Source organism: Luteimonas sp. FCS-9 (assembly GCF_001014645.1).
Classification (GTDB): Bacteria; Pseudomonadota; Gammaproteobacteria; order Xanthomonadales; family Xanthomonadaceae; genus Luteimonas.
Genome location: NZ_LASZ01000004.1, coordinates 152,806 through 168,861 on the forward strand (window position 1 = coordinate 152,806; position 16,056 = coordinate 168,861).

The 16,056-nt window shown below is 71.8% G+C and carries 12 protein-coding genes; 8 read left to right on the top strand and 4 right to left on the bottom strand.

Annotated elements, in window-relative coordinates:
* The first annotated feature begins 92 nt into the window (after positions 1-92).
* Both WQ56_RS05420 and WQ56_RS05425 read left to right on the top strand, forming a co-directional pair.
* Positions 93-1,799, top strand: a complete 1,707-nt coding sequence (locus WQ56_RS05420) for an alkaline phosphatase (protein ID WP_047136070.1) — start codon at positions 93-95, stop codon at positions 1,797-1,799.
* A 359-nt stretch (positions 1,800-2,158) separates the two neighbouring features.
* Entirely contained in the window at positions 2,159-2,944 is a 786-nt protein-coding gene (locus WQ56_RS05425) for a 3-hydroxybutyrate dehydrogenase (protein ID WP_047136071.1), read from the top strand.
* A 22-nt stretch (positions 2,945-2,966) separates the two neighbouring features.
* Here WQ56_RS05425 and WQ56_RS05430 read toward each other — a convergent pair whose 3' ends face one another.
* On the bottom strand, positions 2,967-3,416 hold the full coding sequence (locus tag WQ56_RS05430; RefSeq protein WP_047136072.1) for a CopD family protein: 450 nt from the start codon (positions 3,414-3,416) through the stop codon (positions 2,967-2,969).
* A 411-nt stretch (positions 3,417-3,827) separates the two neighbouring features.
* Here WQ56_RS05430 and WQ56_RS05435 point away from each other — a divergent pair, with 411 nt between their 5' ends.
* Together WQ56_RS05435 and phaZ are read left to right on the top strand one after the other, a co-directional pair.
* Positions 3,828-4,427, top strand: coding sequence for a class I SAM-dependent methyltransferase (locus tag WQ56_RS05435; RefSeq protein ID WP_047136073.1), 600 nt, complete (start codon positions 3,828-3,830; stop codon positions 4,425-4,427).
* A 71-nt stretch (positions 4,428-4,498) separates the two neighbouring features.
* Positions 4,499-5,818, top strand: coding sequence for a polyhydroxyalkanoate depolymerase (gene phaZ / locus WQ56_RS05440; RefSeq protein ID WP_156170367.1), 1,320 nt, complete (start codon positions 4,499-4,501; stop codon positions 5,816-5,818).
* A gap of 433 nt (positions 5,819-6,251) precedes the next feature.
* Here the strand turns inward: phaZ and WQ56_RS05445 are convergent, their stop codons facing one another.
* On the bottom strand, positions 6,252-7,634 hold the full coding sequence (locus WQ56_RS05445) for a DEAD/DEAH box helicase (RefSeq protein WP_047136074.1): 1,383 nt from the start codon (positions 7,632-7,634) through the stop codon (positions 6,252-6,254).
* Between the two features lie 371 nt (positions 7,635-8,005).
* Between WQ56_RS05445 and WQ56_RS05450 the strand changes: the two genes are divergently transcribed.
* The 4 genes from WQ56_RS05450 (at position 8,006) to WQ56_RS05465 (ending at position 14,755) form a co-directional block, all read left to right on the top strand.
* Positions 8,006-8,368 (top strand): hypothetical protein, encoded by a 363-nt coding sequence (locus WQ56_RS05450; RefSeq protein WP_047136152.1) that lies wholly within the window; start codon positions 8,006-8,008, stop codon positions 8,366-8,368.
* Positions 8,369-8,371: 3 nt separating this feature from the next.
* Positions 8,372-10,225, top strand: a complete 1,854-nt coding sequence (locus tag WQ56_RS05455; RefSeq protein ID WP_047136075.1) for a monovalent cation:proton antiporter-2 (CPA2) family protein — start codon at positions 8,372-8,374, stop codon at positions 10,223-10,225.
* A gap of 217 nt (positions 10,226-10,442) precedes the next feature.
* Positions 10,443-12,545 (top strand): M13-type metalloendopeptidase, encoded by a 2,103-nt coding sequence (locus WQ56_RS05460; protein ID WP_047136153.1) that lies wholly within the window; start codon positions 10,443-10,445, stop codon positions 12,543-12,545.
* A gap of 185 nt (positions 12,546-12,730) precedes the next feature.
* Positions 12,731-14,755, top strand: a complete 2,025-nt coding sequence (locus WQ56_RS05465; protein ID WP_047136076.1) for a M13 family metallopeptidase — start codon at positions 12,731-12,733, stop codon at positions 14,753-14,755.
* A gap of 221 nt (positions 14,756-14,976) precedes the next feature.
* Here the strand turns inward: WQ56_RS05465 and WQ56_RS05470 are convergent, their stop codons facing one another.
* Both WQ56_RS05470 and WQ56_RS05475 read right to left on the bottom strand, forming a co-directional pair.
* Complete coding sequence (locus WQ56_RS05470) at positions 14,977-15,624, bottom strand: rhomboid family intramembrane serine protease (RefSeq protein ID WP_047136077.1); 648 nt, start codon at positions 15,622-15,624, stop codon at positions 14,977-14,979.
* A gap of 58 nt (positions 15,625-15,682) precedes the next feature.
* The gene (locus WQ56_RS05475) at positions 15,683-16,036 is read right to left on the bottom strand and encodes an MGMT family protein (protein ID WP_047136154.1); all 354 of its coding nucleotides are present in this window, start codon (positions 16,034-16,036) and stop codon (positions 15,683-15,685) included.
* Positions 16,037-16,056 lie beyond the last annotated feature (20 nt).

Sequence of the window (16,056 nt, forward strand, 5' to 3'; positions counted from 1 at the left end):
CCGATGGTAGCGCGCCACCGCGGCTGACATCGGGCTGCCATCACGGGCGGGCATACTATGCGCCGCATTTTCCGCTTCCGGTCCGACTGCCCATGCGCGTTTCCTCCGCGGCCCTCGCCTGCACCCTGACCCTGCTCTGCGCCGCCTGCGCCTCCGTCGATCCTGCCGCCCCGGCTGGTGCCGGCACCGTGGTCCACGTCGACGTCCCGGCCGCCGCCGGCCGCGCCGACGAGACCGCGCAGTGGTGGTACCGCAGCGGCGCCGCACGCGCGGCGGGCAACGGCGCGATGGCCGGCAACGCGAAGAACGTCATCGTGTTCCTCGGCGACGGCATGAGCTTGACCACGGTCGCCGCGGCGCGCATCCTCGAAGGCCAGCGCAACGGCGGCAGCGGCGAGGAGCACCAGCTGAGCTGGGAGCGCTTCCCGCACACCGGGCTGAGCAAGACCTACAACACCGATTCGCAGACGCCCGATTCGGCCGGCACGATGACCGCGGTCGCGACCGGCGTGAAGTCGCACATGGGGGCGATCGGCGTCTCGGCCGGCGACCGTTTCGACTGCGCCGACAGCCGGCAGCGCCACGTGCAGTCGTGGCTGCGGCTGGCCAGCGACGCGGGCCTGGAGACCGGCATCGTCACGACCGCGCGGCTGACCCACGCGACCCCGGCCGCGACCTATGCCCACGTGCCCGACCGCAACTGGGAGAACGACGCCGACCTGCCCGAGGAGGCCCGCGCCGCGGGCTGCCGCGACATCGCCCAGCAGCTGCTGGACTTCGCGCCCGGGCGCGGCCCGCGCGTGCTGCTGGGCGGCGGCCGCGGCATGTTCCTGCCGGCCGGCATGCGCGACCCCGAGTACGACGACAAGGTCGGCCAGCGCCTCGACGGCCGCGACCTGACCGCCGAATGGCGCGCGGCCCACCCGGGCGGCGCGTTCGTCTGGAACACCGCGCAGCTGCGCGCTGCGCGCGACGCCGACGCGGTGTTCGGGCTGTTCGAGCACGACCACATGCAGTACGAGCACGACCGCGACCGCGGCGACGACGGCGAGCCCGACCTGGCCGAGATGACCCGCTTCGCGATCGAGCGGCTGGACAAGGGCGGCAAGGGCTACGTGCTGCTGGTCGAGGGCGCGCGCATCGACCACGCCAACCACGAGGGCAACGCGTTCCGCGCGCTGGACGAGACCGTCGCGATGTCGCGCGCGGTGCAGGCCGCGGTCGAGGCCACCTCGGCCGACGACACGCTGATCCTGGTCACCGCCGACCATTCGCACACGCTGAACTTCGTCGGCTATCCCGCGCGCGGCAACCCGATCCTGGGCAAGGTGCGCGGGCGCGCCGGCGAGGAAGGCGACCCGACCGCCTACGCGCTCGACGCGACCGGCCTGACCTACACCACGCTGGTCTACGCCAACGGCCCGGGCTACACCGGCGCCAGCAACCGGCAGCCGGCCGGGCCCAAGACCCACCACCACACGCCCGCCAGCTTCGAGCCGGCGAACGGGCGCCCCGACCTGCGCGAGGTCGACACCGAACATCCGGACTTCATGCAGGAAGCGCTGGTGCCGATGAAGAGCGAATCGCACGGCGGCGACGACGTCGGTATCTGGGCGCGCGGCCCCGGCAGCGATGCGATCCGCGGCACGATGGAGCAGAACGCCATCTACCACATCCTCGTGCAGGCCACGCCGGCCCTGCGCACGCAGCTGTGCGCGGGCGGACACTGCAATGCCGACGGCGTGCCGGTCGAACTGCCGGCGATGGCGCCCGTCGACGCGCCGGCGCGCACCGACTGACGGCCGCCAACGCCGGCCATTCCCCGTAGGAGCGCGCTCGCGCGCGATCAGGCGTTTCCGGAACAGCCCCATCGCGCGCGAGCGCGCTCCTACAAGAGCGGTATCCCGAGCGCAGCTGCGACGCAGCGCAATGCCGATGGCGTGCCCGTCGTGTCGCAGGCGCGCACCGACTGACGGCAGCCAACGCCGGCCATTCCCACGTAGGAGCGCGCTTGCGCGCGATGGGGCTTTTCCAGAACAGCCCGATCGCGCGCGAGCGCGCTCCTACAGCAACGCAGCATCTTGCAGGAGGGGGCGATGCGAACCGTCGCCTCGACCCGCTAAGCTCACCGCATCCCATTCGGAGCGGAGCGGCGTCCATGAATCGTCTCGACGGCAAGGTCTGCGTGGTCACCGGCGCGGCCAGCGGCATCGGCCGGCGCATCGCCGAGGTCTACGCCGCGGCCGGCGGCCGGGTGGTCGTCGCCGACCTCGCGCACGCCGCCGCGGAGACAGTGGCCGCAGAGATCCGGGCCAGCGGCGGCGATGCCTTCCCGGTGGCGATGGACGTCGCCGACGAGCCGCAGGTCGTGGACGGCATCGCCCGGGCGATCGCGCACTACGGCCGGATCGACGTGCTGGTCGCCAACGCCGGCATCCAGATCGTCAGCCCGATCGTCGACTTCGACTTCGCCGACTGGAAGCGGCTGCTCGCGGTCCACCTGGACGGCGCGTTCCTGACCACGCGCGAGTGCCTGCGCGACATGGCGCGGCGCCGCGAAGGCGGCGCGATCGTCTACATGGGCTCGGTGCACTCGCACCTGGCCTCGAAGCTCAAGGCCCCCTACGTCACCGCCAAGCACGGCCTGCTCGGGCTGGCGCGCGCGGTGGCCAAGGAAGGGGCCGAGTACGGCGTGCGCGCCAACGTGGTCTGTCCGGGTTTCGTGCGCACGCCGCTGGTCGAGCGGCAGATCCCCGAACAGGCCCGCGCGCTGGGCATCAGCGAAGACGCGGTGGTGCGCGAGATCATGCTCCGCGACACGGTCGACGGCGAGTTCACCACGCTCGACGACGTCGCCAACGTCGCGTTGATGCTGGCCGCGTTCGAGACCAACGCGCTGACCGGCCAGAGCCTGACGGTCAGCCACGGGTGGTCCATGCAGTGAGAAATCCTGCAGCGCAGGGGCGTCAGAACGGCTTGGCGATCACCAGGTACACCACGCCCACCAGCAGCAGCACCGGCACCTCGTTGAACCAGCGCAGCGCCCCGGTCGAGGGCAGCGGCCGACCGCGCCCGGCGCCCTTGAGCCAGCGCCCGCCGACCACGAAGTGCGCGAACAGCAGCACCACCAGCAGCAGCTTGGCGTGCATCCAGCCCGCGCCGCCGACCATCGTCGGGAAGTCCGGCAGCACGCGGTAGCCCAGCCACAGGACCAGGCCCAGCGCGACCGCCAGGCCCGCCATCACGTGGCCGAAGCGGTACAGGCGCCGTCCCATCAGCACCAGCCGTTCGTGGACCTCGCCACGCCCGCCGGCCTCGACCAGGTTGATCAGGATCCGGGGCAGGTAGAACGCCGCGGCGACCCAGGCCATGACGAAAACGAGATGGAAGGTCTTGACCCACAGATAGGCTTGCATCGCGCGCTGGCTCCTCTGGCTGGCGCATAGGATCGCATGGGCCGGGCCGCGCCGGACCGTCGCGCGATGCCGCATCCAGGTCCTCGCGGCCGAGGCTGCGCCTACGGAGACTGCGATCACCCGTAGGAGCGCGCTCGCGCGCGATGGACCTGCCCAGAGAAAGCCCTCGCGGCCAAGGCCGCTCCTACGGAGACTGCGATCACCCGTAGGAGCGCGCTCGCGCGCGAAGAGGCCTGCCCCGGAAAGCCCTCGCGGCCAAGGCCGCTCCTACAGCGGACGCAGCGCCCCGCGTAGGAGCGCGCTCGCGCGCGAAGAGCGCCTGCCCCGGAAAGCCCTCGCAGCCACGGGCCGCGCCTACAGTTTCGTGGACAGGGTCCATAAGATGAGCCCCCCATCCCCAGGCCCGACCCGATGACCAAGCAGTACGACCGCGCCTATTTCGACCGCTGGTACCGCGCCGGCGACATCGGCGGTCCGGCGCGCCTGGCGCGCAAGGTCGCGCTCGCGGTCGCGACCGCCGAATACCACCTCGAACGGCCGCTGCGCAGCGTGCTCGACGTCGGCTGCGGCGAGGGCGCATGGCGCGCGCCACTGCTCAAGCTGCGGCCCCGCGCGCAGTACCTGGGCTTCGACGCCAGCGCGTACGCCGTCGGGCGTTACGGCCGCGCGCGCAACCTGCACCTCGCCCGCTTCGGCGATTTCGCGATGCTGCGGCCCTGTGCCCCGGTCGACCTGCTGGTGTGCAGCGACGTGCTGCACTACCTCGATGCGCGCGAACTCGATCGCGGCCTGCCGGGCCTGGCCGAACTGTGCGGCGGCGTCGCCTTCCTGGAGACGTTCGCCCGCGAGGACGGCGCCGAGGGCGACGACGACGGCTTCCGCCGGCGCCCCGCCCGCTTCTACCGCGACCGCTTCGCGGCCGTGGGCTTCCGGCCGCTGGGCTCGCATTGCTGGCTCTCGCCGGCCCTGGCCGACGCGGCGACCGCGCTGGAGCTGCCGGGCCCGGTCTGACCCGGCCGGCAGGACCGGTTCATGCGGCCTACAATATGTTGCATCGCAACAGACCGCCCGGACCCCTGCCCATGCTGTTCTACCAACTGCACGAACTCGGCCGCGCGTGGATGAAGCCGTGGACGCTGCTGGCCGACGCCACCGCCAAGGCCTACGGCCCCGGCGGCACCTGGCTGTCGCAACTGGCCGGCGCGGAGCAGGTCTCGGCCGCCAACGAGCTGCTGTACCGGATCGGCAAGGACTACGAGAAGCCGGCGTTCGACATCCATTCGGTCGAGCACAACGGGCGCACCTACCCGGTCGTGCAGCTCGACGAGCTGGACATGCCGTTCTGCAAGCTGCTGCGCTTCAAGCGCTACACCGACGACCCGGCACACCTCGACGTCATCCGCGCCCAGCCCCGCGTACTCGTCGTCGCGCCATTGTCGGGCCACCACGCGACGCTGCTGCGCGACACCGTGCGCACGCTGCTGCGCGACCACAAGGTCTACATCACCGACTGGGTCGACGCACGCATGGTGCCGACCGAGGCCGGCGCGTTCTCGCTCGACGACTACGTCGCCTACATCGAGGCCTTCATCCGCCACATCGGCGCCGAGGACCTGCACGTGATCAGCGTCTGCCAGCCGACGGTGCCGGTGCTGGCGGCGGTCTCGCTGATGGCCGCACGCGGCGAGGCGACGCCCCGCTCGCTGGTGATGATGGGCGGGCCGATCGATACCCGGCAGTCGCCGACCGCGGTCAACAACCTGGCGACCGAGAAGCCGCTGTCGTGGTTCCAGCACAACGTGATCCATCCGGTGCCGATGAACTACCCCGGACGCGGTCGCCTGGTCTATCCGGGCTTCCTGCAGCACATGGGCTTCATGGCGATGAATCCCGAGCGCCACCTCGAATCGCACTGGACGTTCTACCAGGACCTGGTCAAGGGCGACCTCGAGGACGCGCAGGCGCACCGTCGCTTCTACGACGAGTACAACGCCGTGCTCGACATGCCGGCCGAATACTACCTCGACACGATCCGCGTGGTGTTCCAGCAGCACCTGCTGCCGCGCGGGCGCTGGGTCGTCGCCGGCGAGTCCGTCGATCCGTCGCGGATCACCGGCACCGCCCTGCTGACGGTCGAAGGCGAGCTCGACGACATCTCCGGCGAGGGCCAGACCCGCGCCGCACACACGCTGTGCACCGGTGTCGCCGAGGCCGAGCGCGCGCACCTCACCGTCGAGGGCGCGGGCCACTACGGCATCTTCAGCGGCCGCCGCTGGCGCAACCAGGTCTATCCCCAGGTGCGCGACTTCATCGCCGCACACGCCGCGCCACCCGCGGCAACGTTGCCCGCCGCACGAAACAAGCCGTCGGCACCGCGCAAGCGCAAGGGCAAGGCCGCCTGACGTCCGCTCGCGCGCCTGATGCCGCTCCCAGGCATCAGGCGGCGACGTGCACCGGCGCCTTCCGCTTTCCGATCCGCCGACGCCCCGTGTCCAGCGCCTGACGGGTGCCGTGACCACCAAGCGGATATCGGGCCGCGACTGGGCGCGGTACCCGGCAGGCGCACGCGCAGACCCACCAGCGCTCGATCACCGCGCCCAACTCCCAGGACCGCAACCGGCCCGCAGCATGCGTCCGCTTTCCGGCCCGCCGCCGCAACGTGTCCAGCGCCTGTCGGGTGCCGGGACCACCAAGCGGATATCGGGCCGCGACTGGGCACGGTACCCGGCAGGCGCACGCGCCGAACCGGGACGTTCAAACCGCCCCCTGCAAACCGGGGCCACAAAAAACCCCGCCTCCGCAAGCGGAAGCGGGGTTCGAGCGCGCGCCGGTGGATCAGGCGCGCGTGTCGCGCCGTGCGCCCTGCGGCCTGCCCGCGCCCTGGCGGTGCTGCTTGGGACCGGCGTGCGCATGCGCGCCGCGGTCCTGCGGCTTGCCATGGCCGCGCGCGGCCGGCTTGCGCGGCGGACGCTGTCCGCCCGGCTTCTGCTCGCCCATGCGCGCACCCGGACGCCCGCCCGCCGGCTGGCGACGCTGGCCCCCGCCGTTCTTCGGGATCGGCGCGTCCAACCGCACCGGCTGGCTCGGCTCGAAGCCCTCGACCGTCTCCATCGCGATCTCCGCCTTGAGCATGCGCTGGATCTGCCGCAGCAGCCCGCCCTCTTCCGGCGACACCAGCGACAGCGCCTCGCCCGAGGCCCCGTTGCGGCCCGTGCGGCCGATGCGGTGCACGTAGTCCTCGGCGACCATCGGCAGGTCGTGGTTGATCACCAGCGGCAGGTTCGGGATGTCGAGCCCGCGCGCCGCGACGTCGGTCGCGACGAGGATGCGCGCACGCCCGGCCTTGAACGCGTCCAGCGCCTTCTGCCGCTGCGCCTGGCTCTTGTTGCCGTGGATCGCCACCGACGGCAGGCCCGCCTCGGCCAGCTGCTCGGCCAGGCGATTGCAGCCGTGCTTGGTCTTGCCGAAGATCAGCACCTGGTCGGTGTGGCGGCGCGCCAGCAGCTCGACCAGCAGGTCGCGCTTGCGCCCGTTGTCGACCGGGTGTGCACGATGGACGATGGTGTCGGCGATCGTGTTGTTCGCCGCGACCTGCACCTGCTTGGGATCGCGCATGAACTCCAGCGCCAGCGCCTTGATCCGCGGCTCGAACGTCGCCGAGAACAGCAGCGTCTGGCGCTCCTTGGGCACGCGGCCGAGGATGCGCTTCATCTGCGGCAGGAAGCCCATGTCGAGCATGCGGTCGGCCTCGTCGAGCACCAGCAGCTCGACCGCGTCGAGCTTCGCGTGGCCCGAGTCCATGTGGTCGAGCAGGCGCCCCGGGCAGGCGACGAGGATGTCGACGCCGCGGCGCAGGTTGTCGATCTGCGGCTGCATGCCCGCGCCGCCGAAGATCGTCGTGACGTTCATGCGCAGGTGGCGGCCGTAGGCCTTGAGGTTGTCGGACACCTGCACCGCGAGCTCGCGGGTCGGTACCAGGATCAGCGCGCGCGGCTTGCGCGGCCCCTTGGCCGGCGTCTCCTTGGCCAGCCGCTGCAGCAGCGGCAGGCCGAACGCCGCGGTCTTGCCGGTGCCGGTCTGCGCGCCGCCCAGGACGTCGTGGCCGCCGAGCACCAGCGGTATGGCCTCGGCCTGGATCGGCGTGGGCGTGGTGTAGCCGGTTTCCGACAGCGCGCGCAGCAGCGCGGGCGACAGCCCGAGGGTTTCGAACGTGGTCATGCGTGGACTCCTGTTGGCCAGGCCGCGTCCCGGCGGCCCGCGCGAGCGGGCGACAGCCGAAGGCCGTGGCGATGGCGATGGACCCGGAGCTATCCGTAAACCGCGCTGCGAGATCCGATGTGACGGCACCGGGAAACCGGAGGCCGTGTCTGCGCGACGAAAGACGTGCGGGATAAGGACCGGGGCGGCGCGAAGCGCCGGCGGCATACCAGGATCGTGACCGGGTCCGGGGACCTTGGGTGGGCGACCGCGCTGCAGGACCCGCGCATTCTAGGGCACCGCGGTGCCCCGCGCCATCGCTGCGGCCCGCACCTGTGCGTTCCGCGGCGCATATGGCACGCTCCGTCGGGTTCCCGTTCATGGAGTTTCCGATGGCCTCTGGTTCCGGCGCCCAGGGCGGCGCCGTCACGCTCGGTCGCTGGCTGCTGGCCGCGGTCTTCGTCGTCGCCGGCGCGCTGCGCCTGTGGGCCGCGTTGCGCGGCGCGCCCACTTCCGACACGACGCTGGCCTTCAGCCTCGCCCAGTTGCTGGCCGGCGTGCTCATCGTCGCCGGCTGGCAGTTGCGCTGGACCGCGCTGGCGGCCGCGGCGCTGGTGCTTCTCGACGCGGTGCTCTCGCACCCGTTCTGGGCCGTGCGCGCCGCCGCCCGCACCGGGCAGATGCTCCAGTTCCTGCAGCACCTCGGACTGGCCGGCGGCTTCCTGCTGCTGTCGGCGATGGCGCCCCGGAGATAGCCGATGGCGGCCGACGCCCACGACGCCACCGGACAGCTGGTGCAGATCGTCGCGCTGCTGGGCGCGGCGGTCGTCGCGGTGCCGCTGTTCCGCCGGCTCAGGCTCGGCTCGGTGCTGGGCTACCTCGCCGCCGGCCTGGCGATCGGTCCGTTCGGCCTGGGCTGGTTCTCCGATCCGCAGGCGATCCTGCACGTCGCCGAACTGGGCGTGGTGATGTTCCTGTTCGTGATCGGGCTCGAGATGCGGCCCTCGCACCTGTGGGCGCTGCGCCGCCAGATCTTCGGGCTCGGCGCGCTGCAGATCCTGCTGGCGATCGCGATGCTCACGCTCGCCGCGCACGCGTTCGGCTTCGCCTGGCCGGTCGCGTTCGTGGGCGCGGCCGGCTTCGTGATGACCTCGACCGCCGTGGTCATGCAACTGCTGTCGGAGCGTGGCGAGATCGCGCTGCCGCACGGCCGCAAGATCGTCTCGGTGCTGCTGTTCGAGGACCTGCTGATCGTGCCGCTGCTGGCGCTGATCGCGTTCCTGGCGCCGACCCCGGAGGCGGCGGCGGACGCACCGTCGCGCTGGACCGCGGTCGCGATCGGCATCGGCTCACTCGTCGCGCTTGTCGTCGCCGGCATGTTCCTGCTCAACCCGCTGTTCCGCATCCTCGCCGCGGCCCGCGCACGCGAGGTGATGACCGCCGCCGCGCTGCTCGTGGTGCTCGGCGCGGCATTGCTGATGCAACTGGGCGGGCTGTCGATGGCGATGGGTGCGTTCCTGGCCGGCGTGCTGCTGTCCGAGTCCGCGTTCCGGCACCAGATCGAGGCCGACATCGAACCGTTCCGCGGCATCCTGCTGGGCCTGTTCTTCCTCGGCGTGGGCATGGCGCTGGACGTGGCCGTGGTCGTCGACGACTGGCCGCTGATCGTCTCGGCCGTGCTCGCGCTGATGGCAACCAAGGCGGCGTGCATCTACGTCGTCGCGCGCGTCACCCGCAGCGCGCACCGCGAAGCGCTCGAGCGCGCAGTGCTGATGGCCCAGGGCGGCGAGTTCGCGTTCGTGCTGTTCGCCGCCGCGGCCGCGAGCGGCCTGATCGAGGCGCGGGTCAATGCCACGTTGACCGCCGTCGTCGTGCTGTCGATGGCGCTCACGCCGCTGGCCGTGCTCGCCACCGGGCGCTGGACGGCGCGCCGCGAACGCCCGTCGCTCGACGGCGTCGAGGCCGTGGCCGACCAGACCGGCAGCGTGCTGATCATCGGCTTCGGCCGCTTCGGCCAGGTCATGAGCCAGTCGCTGCTGGCCCGCGACGTCGACGTGACGATCATCGACACCGACATCGAGATGATCCGCAGCGCGGCTGAGTTCGGCTTCAAGGTCTACTACGGCGACGGCACCCGGCTCGACGTGCTGCATGCCTCGGGCGCGCGCGACGCCCGCGCGATCGCGGTCTGCGTCGACGACCGCGACGCGGCCGACCGCATCGTCGAGCTCGCCGTCCACGAGTTCCCGCAGGCCCGGCTGCTGGTACGCGCCTACGACCGCGAGCACGCGCTGCAGCTGGTCAACGCAGGCGTCGACGTGCAGGTGCGCGAGACCTTCGAATCGGCCGTGGTGTTCGGCGCCGCCGCGCTGCGCGCGCTCGGCGTCGACGACGACGAGGCCGACGCGATCGCCGCCCAGGTGCGCCGGCTCGACGCCGAGCGCTTCGAGCTCGAGACCGCGGACAACGACACGCGCGCCGGCATCCCGCTGCTGATCAAGAACACCGACGTACCGGGCCCGAAGCCGACACCCCTGACCCGCCCCCGCCGCGAGGGCCGGTCGTTGAATGCCGGGACGCCGGAAGACCGGACCACACCGGATCGCCCGTAGGCGCGCGCTTGTGCGCGACCTGCATTCGCGGCGGAGCGGGCTCGGAAGCCCATCCCATCGCCTGTAGGAGCGCGCTCGCGCGCGAATGCTTGCCGACGCCGGTCCGCCACGGCAGCCTGCGCCCGCATGACCTTCGACACCCCCAGGTGCCCGGGGGCAGGCGTAGAGTGCGCGCTCACAGGGCGCCGTCCGGCGCCGTTCCCCGGAGATTCCCTTGATTGCGATCGTTCCCAAGCGCCTGCTGCTGACCGGCGCCGTCGTGCTCGCGCTGTCCGCCTGCTCGGGCGGCCAGGATGCCGCGGCCCCCGCCGCCGACGCACCGCAGACGGCCCAGGCGCCGGCATTCCACCTCGACGAGGCCTCGCTGCCGCCCTACAACCGCTTCCTGATCGACGACCTGGACACGACCAAGAACGCCTGCGCCGACTTCGGTGGCTACGTCAACGGCAAGTGGCTGGCGGCCAACCCGATTCCCGGCGACCGCAGCTCCTGGGGTGCGTTCGAGATGCTCGACGAGCGCTCGACCGCGGTCCAGCACCAGCTCGCGCAGCAGGCGGCCGAACACAGCGATGCGACCGGCATCGAGAAGCTGGTCGGCGACTTCTGGGCCACCGGCATGGACGAGGCCGCGATCGAGGCGCAGGGCCTGGCACCGCTGCAGGACCAGCTCGCCGCAATCGACGGCCTGCGCGACGGCGCGTCGGTCGCGCAGTGGCTGCGCGAGAGCGCGGCCAAGGGCCAGGGCTTCCTGTGGGGCATCGGCGCGATGCCGGACTTCAAGGATTCGTCGGTCAACATCGCCGCGACCGGCCAGGGCGGCCTCGGCCTGCCCGACACCACCTACTACAGCGCGGCCGACAAGGCTGGCATCCGCGAGGCCTACGTCGCCCACATCGCCAAGGTGCTCGAGCTGTCGGGCGTGCCGGCCGACCAGGCCCAGGCGCAGGCCAAGGACGTGATGGCGTTCGAGACCCGCATCGCCAAGGTCTCCAAGTCCCGCGAGGCGTTCTCGCGCGACGTCGGGCTGTACTACAACCCGATCACCGTGGCCGAGGCCGACAAGCTCACGCCGAACTTCCCGTGGACGACGTTCTTCGAGTCGCAGGGCGTCGCGGTGCCGCAGACGCTGTCGCTGTCGGTGCCCGAGTTCCACCAGGAGGTCGACCGGATGCTGGTCGACGTGCCGGTCGAGCAGTGGAAGGCCTACCTGCGCTTCCACGTCGTCGACGGCGCCTCGCCGTACCTGTCGGACGCGTTCGTGCAGCAGCACTTCGCGTTCTACGACCGCACGCTCGGCGGTCAGAAGGAGATCGAGCCGCGCTGGAAGCGCGTGCTGGGCACGGTCGACAGCGAGATCGGCCACGCGATGGGCCAGCTGTACGTGCAGGTCGCGTTCCCGCCCGAGTCGAAGGCCAAGATGGAGGCGCTGATCGCCAACCTCAGCGACGCGCTCAAGCAGCGCACCGAGCACCTGGAGTGGATGAGCCCGGAGACCAAGCGCAAGGCGCTGGCCAAGTGGGAGACGTTCGAGCCGCGCGTCGGCTACCCCGACAAGTGGCGCGACTGGAGCGGCCTGGCCACCTCGCGCGAGAGCTACCTGGGCAACGTGCTGGCCGCGACCGAGTTCAACTACAAGTGGGACCTGGGCAAGATCGGCAAGCCGGTCGACAAGTCCGAGTGGGGCATGCGCCCGCAGACCGTCAACGCGTCCTACAACCCGCTGGCCAACCAGCTCACGTTCCCGGCCGCGATCCTGCAGCCGCCGTTCTTCGACCCGGAAGCCACCGACGAGATCAACTACGGCGGCATCGGCGCGGTGATCGGCCACGAGATGACCCACGGCTACGACGACCAGGGCGCGCGCTTCGGGCCGACCGGCAACATGGAGGACTGGTGGACGCCCGAGGACTTCGCCGGCTTCAAGGCGCGGACCGGCAAGCTGGTCCAGCAGTTCGACGACTACCGCCTGCCCGACGGGCGCGCGCTCAACGGCAACCACACGCTGGGCGAGAACATCGCCGACCTGGGCGGCCTGGCCACGGCGTTTGATGCGATGAAGAAGGCCACCGCCGGCACGCCCGATCCGATGACCGACGGCATGACCCGCGACCAGCGCTTCTTCCTGAGCTGGGCGACGGTGTGGCGCCGCAACTTCACCCCCGAGCAGCTGACCCAGCGGCTGGCGACCGATGAGCATGCGCTGTCGTCGTTCCGCGCGATCGGCGCACCGTCGAACCTGCCCGCGTTCGCGGCCGCGTTCCAGTGCAAGCCGGGCGATCCGATGGTGCGCGACGGCGAACGCCAGGTCGTGATCTGGTGACGCCCCAGTCCGCCGCGACCGGCTGACCTGCGAGGCCCGGCGGCGACGCCGGGCCTCGTCGTTTCGGGGGCCGCGGAGGCCCCGGCGACCGCGCCCGCCGCGCTGCCGGACAGGCCCGCGGCCTGCACGTCCGGCCCTCGAACGGCTTGCTAGACTTGCGCGCATCACGCCGAACGGAAGCCGCAATGCCGATCCATGCCACCCTCGCCCGCCCGGCCCTGCTCGCCGCGTCGATCGCCCTGCTCGTCGGCCTCAGCGCCGATGCCGATGCCCAGCGCCGCCGTGCGCCGGCGCCGAAGGGCCCGCCGCCGGTGACCGCCTGCAGCGACCTGTACGCGTTCGTCAACAAGGACTGGCTGGCCGCCAACGTGCTGGTCGCCGGCCAGGGCACGCGTTCGGCGCTCGGCGAACTGCAGACGCTGGCGCAGCAGCAGCAGTACGACCTGCTCAATGCCGCGATGCAGGCGCCGCAGAACAACGTGCAGCAGCTGCTGGGCGACTTCTGGGCCAGCGGGCTGGACGAAGCCGCTGTCGAGGCCGACGGCGCCAAGCCGATCGCGCCGCTGATCGCGCGCATCGACGGTATCCGCCGGACCCGCGACATCGCGCCGTCGATCGCCGCGCTGCACTCGGTCGGCATCCCGGTGGTGTTCAACTTCGGCGCCGAGGTCGACGTCGCCGATCTCAGCCGCCACATCGCCTACTTCGTGCAGGGCGGCCTGGGACTGCCCGATCCGGCGTACTACAGCCGCGGCGATGCGCAGACCCAGGCGGTCGTCGCGCAGTACACGCAGTACGTGCGCAACATCCTGGCGCTGACCGGCACCGCCGAGGACCGGCTCGACGCCGAGACCGCGCTGGTGCTCGACCTGGAACGCCGCATCGCCGCCGCATCCAGGCCGCTGGCCGACATCCGCGATCCGCGCACGCAGTACGCGCTGGTCGATGTCGCGGGCCTGGGCAAGCAGTACCGCCGTCTGCAGCTCGAGGACTTCCTCGAAGCGCAGCACGTCACTGCCCAGCAGGTCTCGCTGGCCGACGCGGCGCTGTTCCAGCAGCTCGACACGCTGGTCAACACGCTCAAGCCCGAGCAGTGGAAGGCGTACCTGCGCTTCCACATCGGCAACGCGATGGCCCCGTACCTGTCCAAGCGCTTCCGCGACGCCGAGTTCGACTTCCACGGCCGCGTGCTGCGGGGCGAGGCCGCCCAGCCGGCACGCCAGCAGCAGGTGCTCGCCGCGATCAACCGCGCGGCCGGCCCGATGGTGTCGCGCGAGTACATCGGCCGGTACCTGCCCGACGCGACCCGCGCGCGCGCCGAGACGATCGCCGGCCAGGTGCGCGACGCGCTGGGCCGCGGCATCGACCGCAGCGTGTGGATGACCGAACCGACCAAGGCCGAGGCGCGCGCCAAGCTGGCGAAGCTGCGGATCGAGATCGGCGCCCCGGTGCAGGACATCGACTACACCGTGCAGCCGATGGGCCGCGGCAGCTTCGGCAGCAACATGCTGATCGCCTCGACCTGGCGCCACGGCCAGGAAATGCGCCGCATCGGGCAGGCGAACGCCGGCCGCCGCTGGGACGTGCTGCCACAGGCACCGGCGCTGGCCTACGACCCGGCGCAGAACCGCCTGATCGTCTCGGCCGCGGTGCTGCAGGCACCGGTCCTGGACATGGCCGCCGACGGCGCCGCGCATTACGGCACCTTCGGCGCCCTGGTCGGCCACGAGCTCAGCCGCGCGGTCGACGTGAAGGGCAAGGCCATCGACGGCAATGACGCGCTGCGCACCTGGTGGACCCCGGCCGACGACGCCGCCTGGCTGCAGGCGACCGACCGGCTGGTCGCGCAGTACAACGCCTATCCCTATCCCGGCCTGACCGCCGGCCAGGTCGACGGTGCGCTGACCCGCGACGAGAACGCCGCCGACCTGGCCGGCGTCGAACTGGCCTGGGACGCGCTGCAGCAGGCCAGCCCCGAGCTCGGCAAGCCCGCGCGCGAGGCGTTCTTCCGCGGCTGGGCGCAGCTGTGGCGACAGCAGTCGGCGGTCGACACCGCCACGCGCAACGCCGCGACCAGCCCGCAGGCGCCCGGCCAATGGCGCGCCAACGGCACGGTCGCCAACCTGCCGGCGTTCGCCGAGACCTTCCAGTGCAAGGCCGGCGACGCGCTCAACCGCAAGCCCGAGGACCAGGTGCGGATCTGGCGGTGAGTGGTCGGCGAAGCCGTCCACTCACGGGGATTGGGGAGTCGGGATTGGGGATTCGTGGAAGCGGATCCCCGTGACCGGCGGCCGTACCGACCGGAAACGACAAGGCCGCACATCGTGCGGCCTTTCTTCTGCTCGACGGGGCGATGCGCTTTACGATGGCCGCCGGCCGCCTTACGAATCTCCGATCCCGATTCCCGACGCCCGTGAACGCCCTCGCCCGCTCAGAGCCGCCGCACGTGGCGGCGGCCGCGGTTGAACGGCGGGCGGCCGCGCCAGTGCTGGATCAGCAGCCAGCCGAACAGCATGCCACCCAGGTGCGCGAAGTGCGCCACGCCCGAGCGCGTGCCGGTGATGCCGAGCACCAGCTCGACCAGGCCGTAGACGATGACCAGCGTGCGTGCGCGCATCGGGATCGGCGGGAACAGCAGCATGATCCGCTGGTTCGGGAACAGCATGCCGTAGGCCAGCAGCAGGCCGAACACGCCGCCCGATGCGCCGAGCGTGGGATACGGGAACGCGCCCTGCGCGAGCGACCAGGTCACCACCGCGAGCTGGCACAGGCCCGCGCCGACGACGCACACCAGGTAGTAGGTGACGAAGCGCCGCGTGCCCCAGGTGTACTCGAGCTGGGCGCCGAACATCACCAGCGCCAGCATGTTGAACACCAGGTGCGCCAGGTTGCGCGGGTCGTGCATGAAGCCGTAGGTCAGCAGCTGCCACGGCTGGAAGCCCAGCCCACCGGCATCGGCACCGCCCAGCGGCCAGAGCATGAACGGCGCGAGCAGCCCGCCGATCACCAGCTGCAGCAGGAACACCACGACATTGATGGCCAGAATCGCTTTGACGGCCTGCGGCAACCTCGGGAACATCCGGACTCCTCGTTATGCGCCGCCATGATACCGGCGCGCCGTGTCGGCCGCGTCGCCGTCAGCCATGCGCGCCGGGCCCCCACAGCGCCGCGTCGAGGCCGTCGTCGACCGGCATGCGTACGCGGCCGCGCACGACCGCCACGCCCTCGGCGCGCAGGCGCCCAGCCTGCGCCTCGAAGCCGGGCGAGCCCGCCGGGAACGCGATGCGCCCGTCGCTGCGGACGATGCGGTGCCACGGCAGCGCCGGGTCGCCGTGATCGCGCAGTACCCGCGCGACCATCCGCGCCCGGCCCGGGAGCCCGGCGCGGTGCGCGATGTGGCCGTAGCCGGCCACGCGGCCCGGCGGCACCGCGCGGATCGCGGCGAGGATGCGCTCGCGCGGTGCGACATCGGCTTCGCCGGCCGTCGGCATCGGCGGGGCCGTGCCCTTGC

Coding starts and splice junctions, on each gene's coding strand:
- WQ56_RS05435 (WP_047136073.1), top strand. CDS start 3,828: ATGACCAAGCAGTACGACCGCGCCTATTTCGACCGCTGGTACCGCGCC.
- WQ56_RS05450 (WP_047136152.1), top strand. CDS start 8,006: ATGGCCTCTGGTTCCGGCGCCCAGGGCGGCGCCGTCACGCTCGGTCGC.
- phaZ (WP_156170367.1), top strand. CDS start 4,499: ATGCTGTTCTACCAACTGCACGAACTCGGCCGCGCGTGGATGAAGCCG.
- WQ56_RS05475 (WP_047136154.1), bottom strand. CDS start 16,036: ATGCCGACGGCCGGCGAAGCCGATGTCGCACCGCGCGAGCGCATCCTC.
- WQ56_RS05425 (WP_047136071.1), top strand. CDS start 2,159: ATGAATCGTCTCGACGGCAAGGTCTGCGTGGTCACCGGCGCGGCCAGC.
- WQ56_RS05470 (WP_047136077.1), bottom strand. CDS start 15,624: ATGTTCCCGAGGTTGCCGCAGGCCGTCAAAGCGATTCTGGCCATCAAT.
- WQ56_RS05420 (WP_047136070.1), top strand. CDS start 93: ATGCGCGTTTCCTCCGCGGCCCTCGCCTGCACCCTGACCCTGCTCTGC.
- WQ56_RS05445 (WP_047136074.1), bottom strand. CDS start 7,634: ATGACCACGTTCGAAACCCTCGGGCTGTCGCCCGCGCTGCTGCGCGCG.
- WQ56_RS05455 (WP_047136075.1), top strand. CDS start 8,372: ATGGCGGCCGACGCCCACGACGCCACCGGACAGCTGGTGCAGATCGTC.
- WQ56_RS05430 (WP_047136072.1), bottom strand. CDS start 3,416: ATGCAAGCCTATCTGTGGGTCAAGACCTTCCATCTCGTTTTCGTCATG.
- WQ56_RS05465 (WP_047136076.1), top strand. CDS start 12,731: ATGCCGATCCATGCCACCCTCGCCCGCCCGGCCCTGCTCGCCGCGTCG.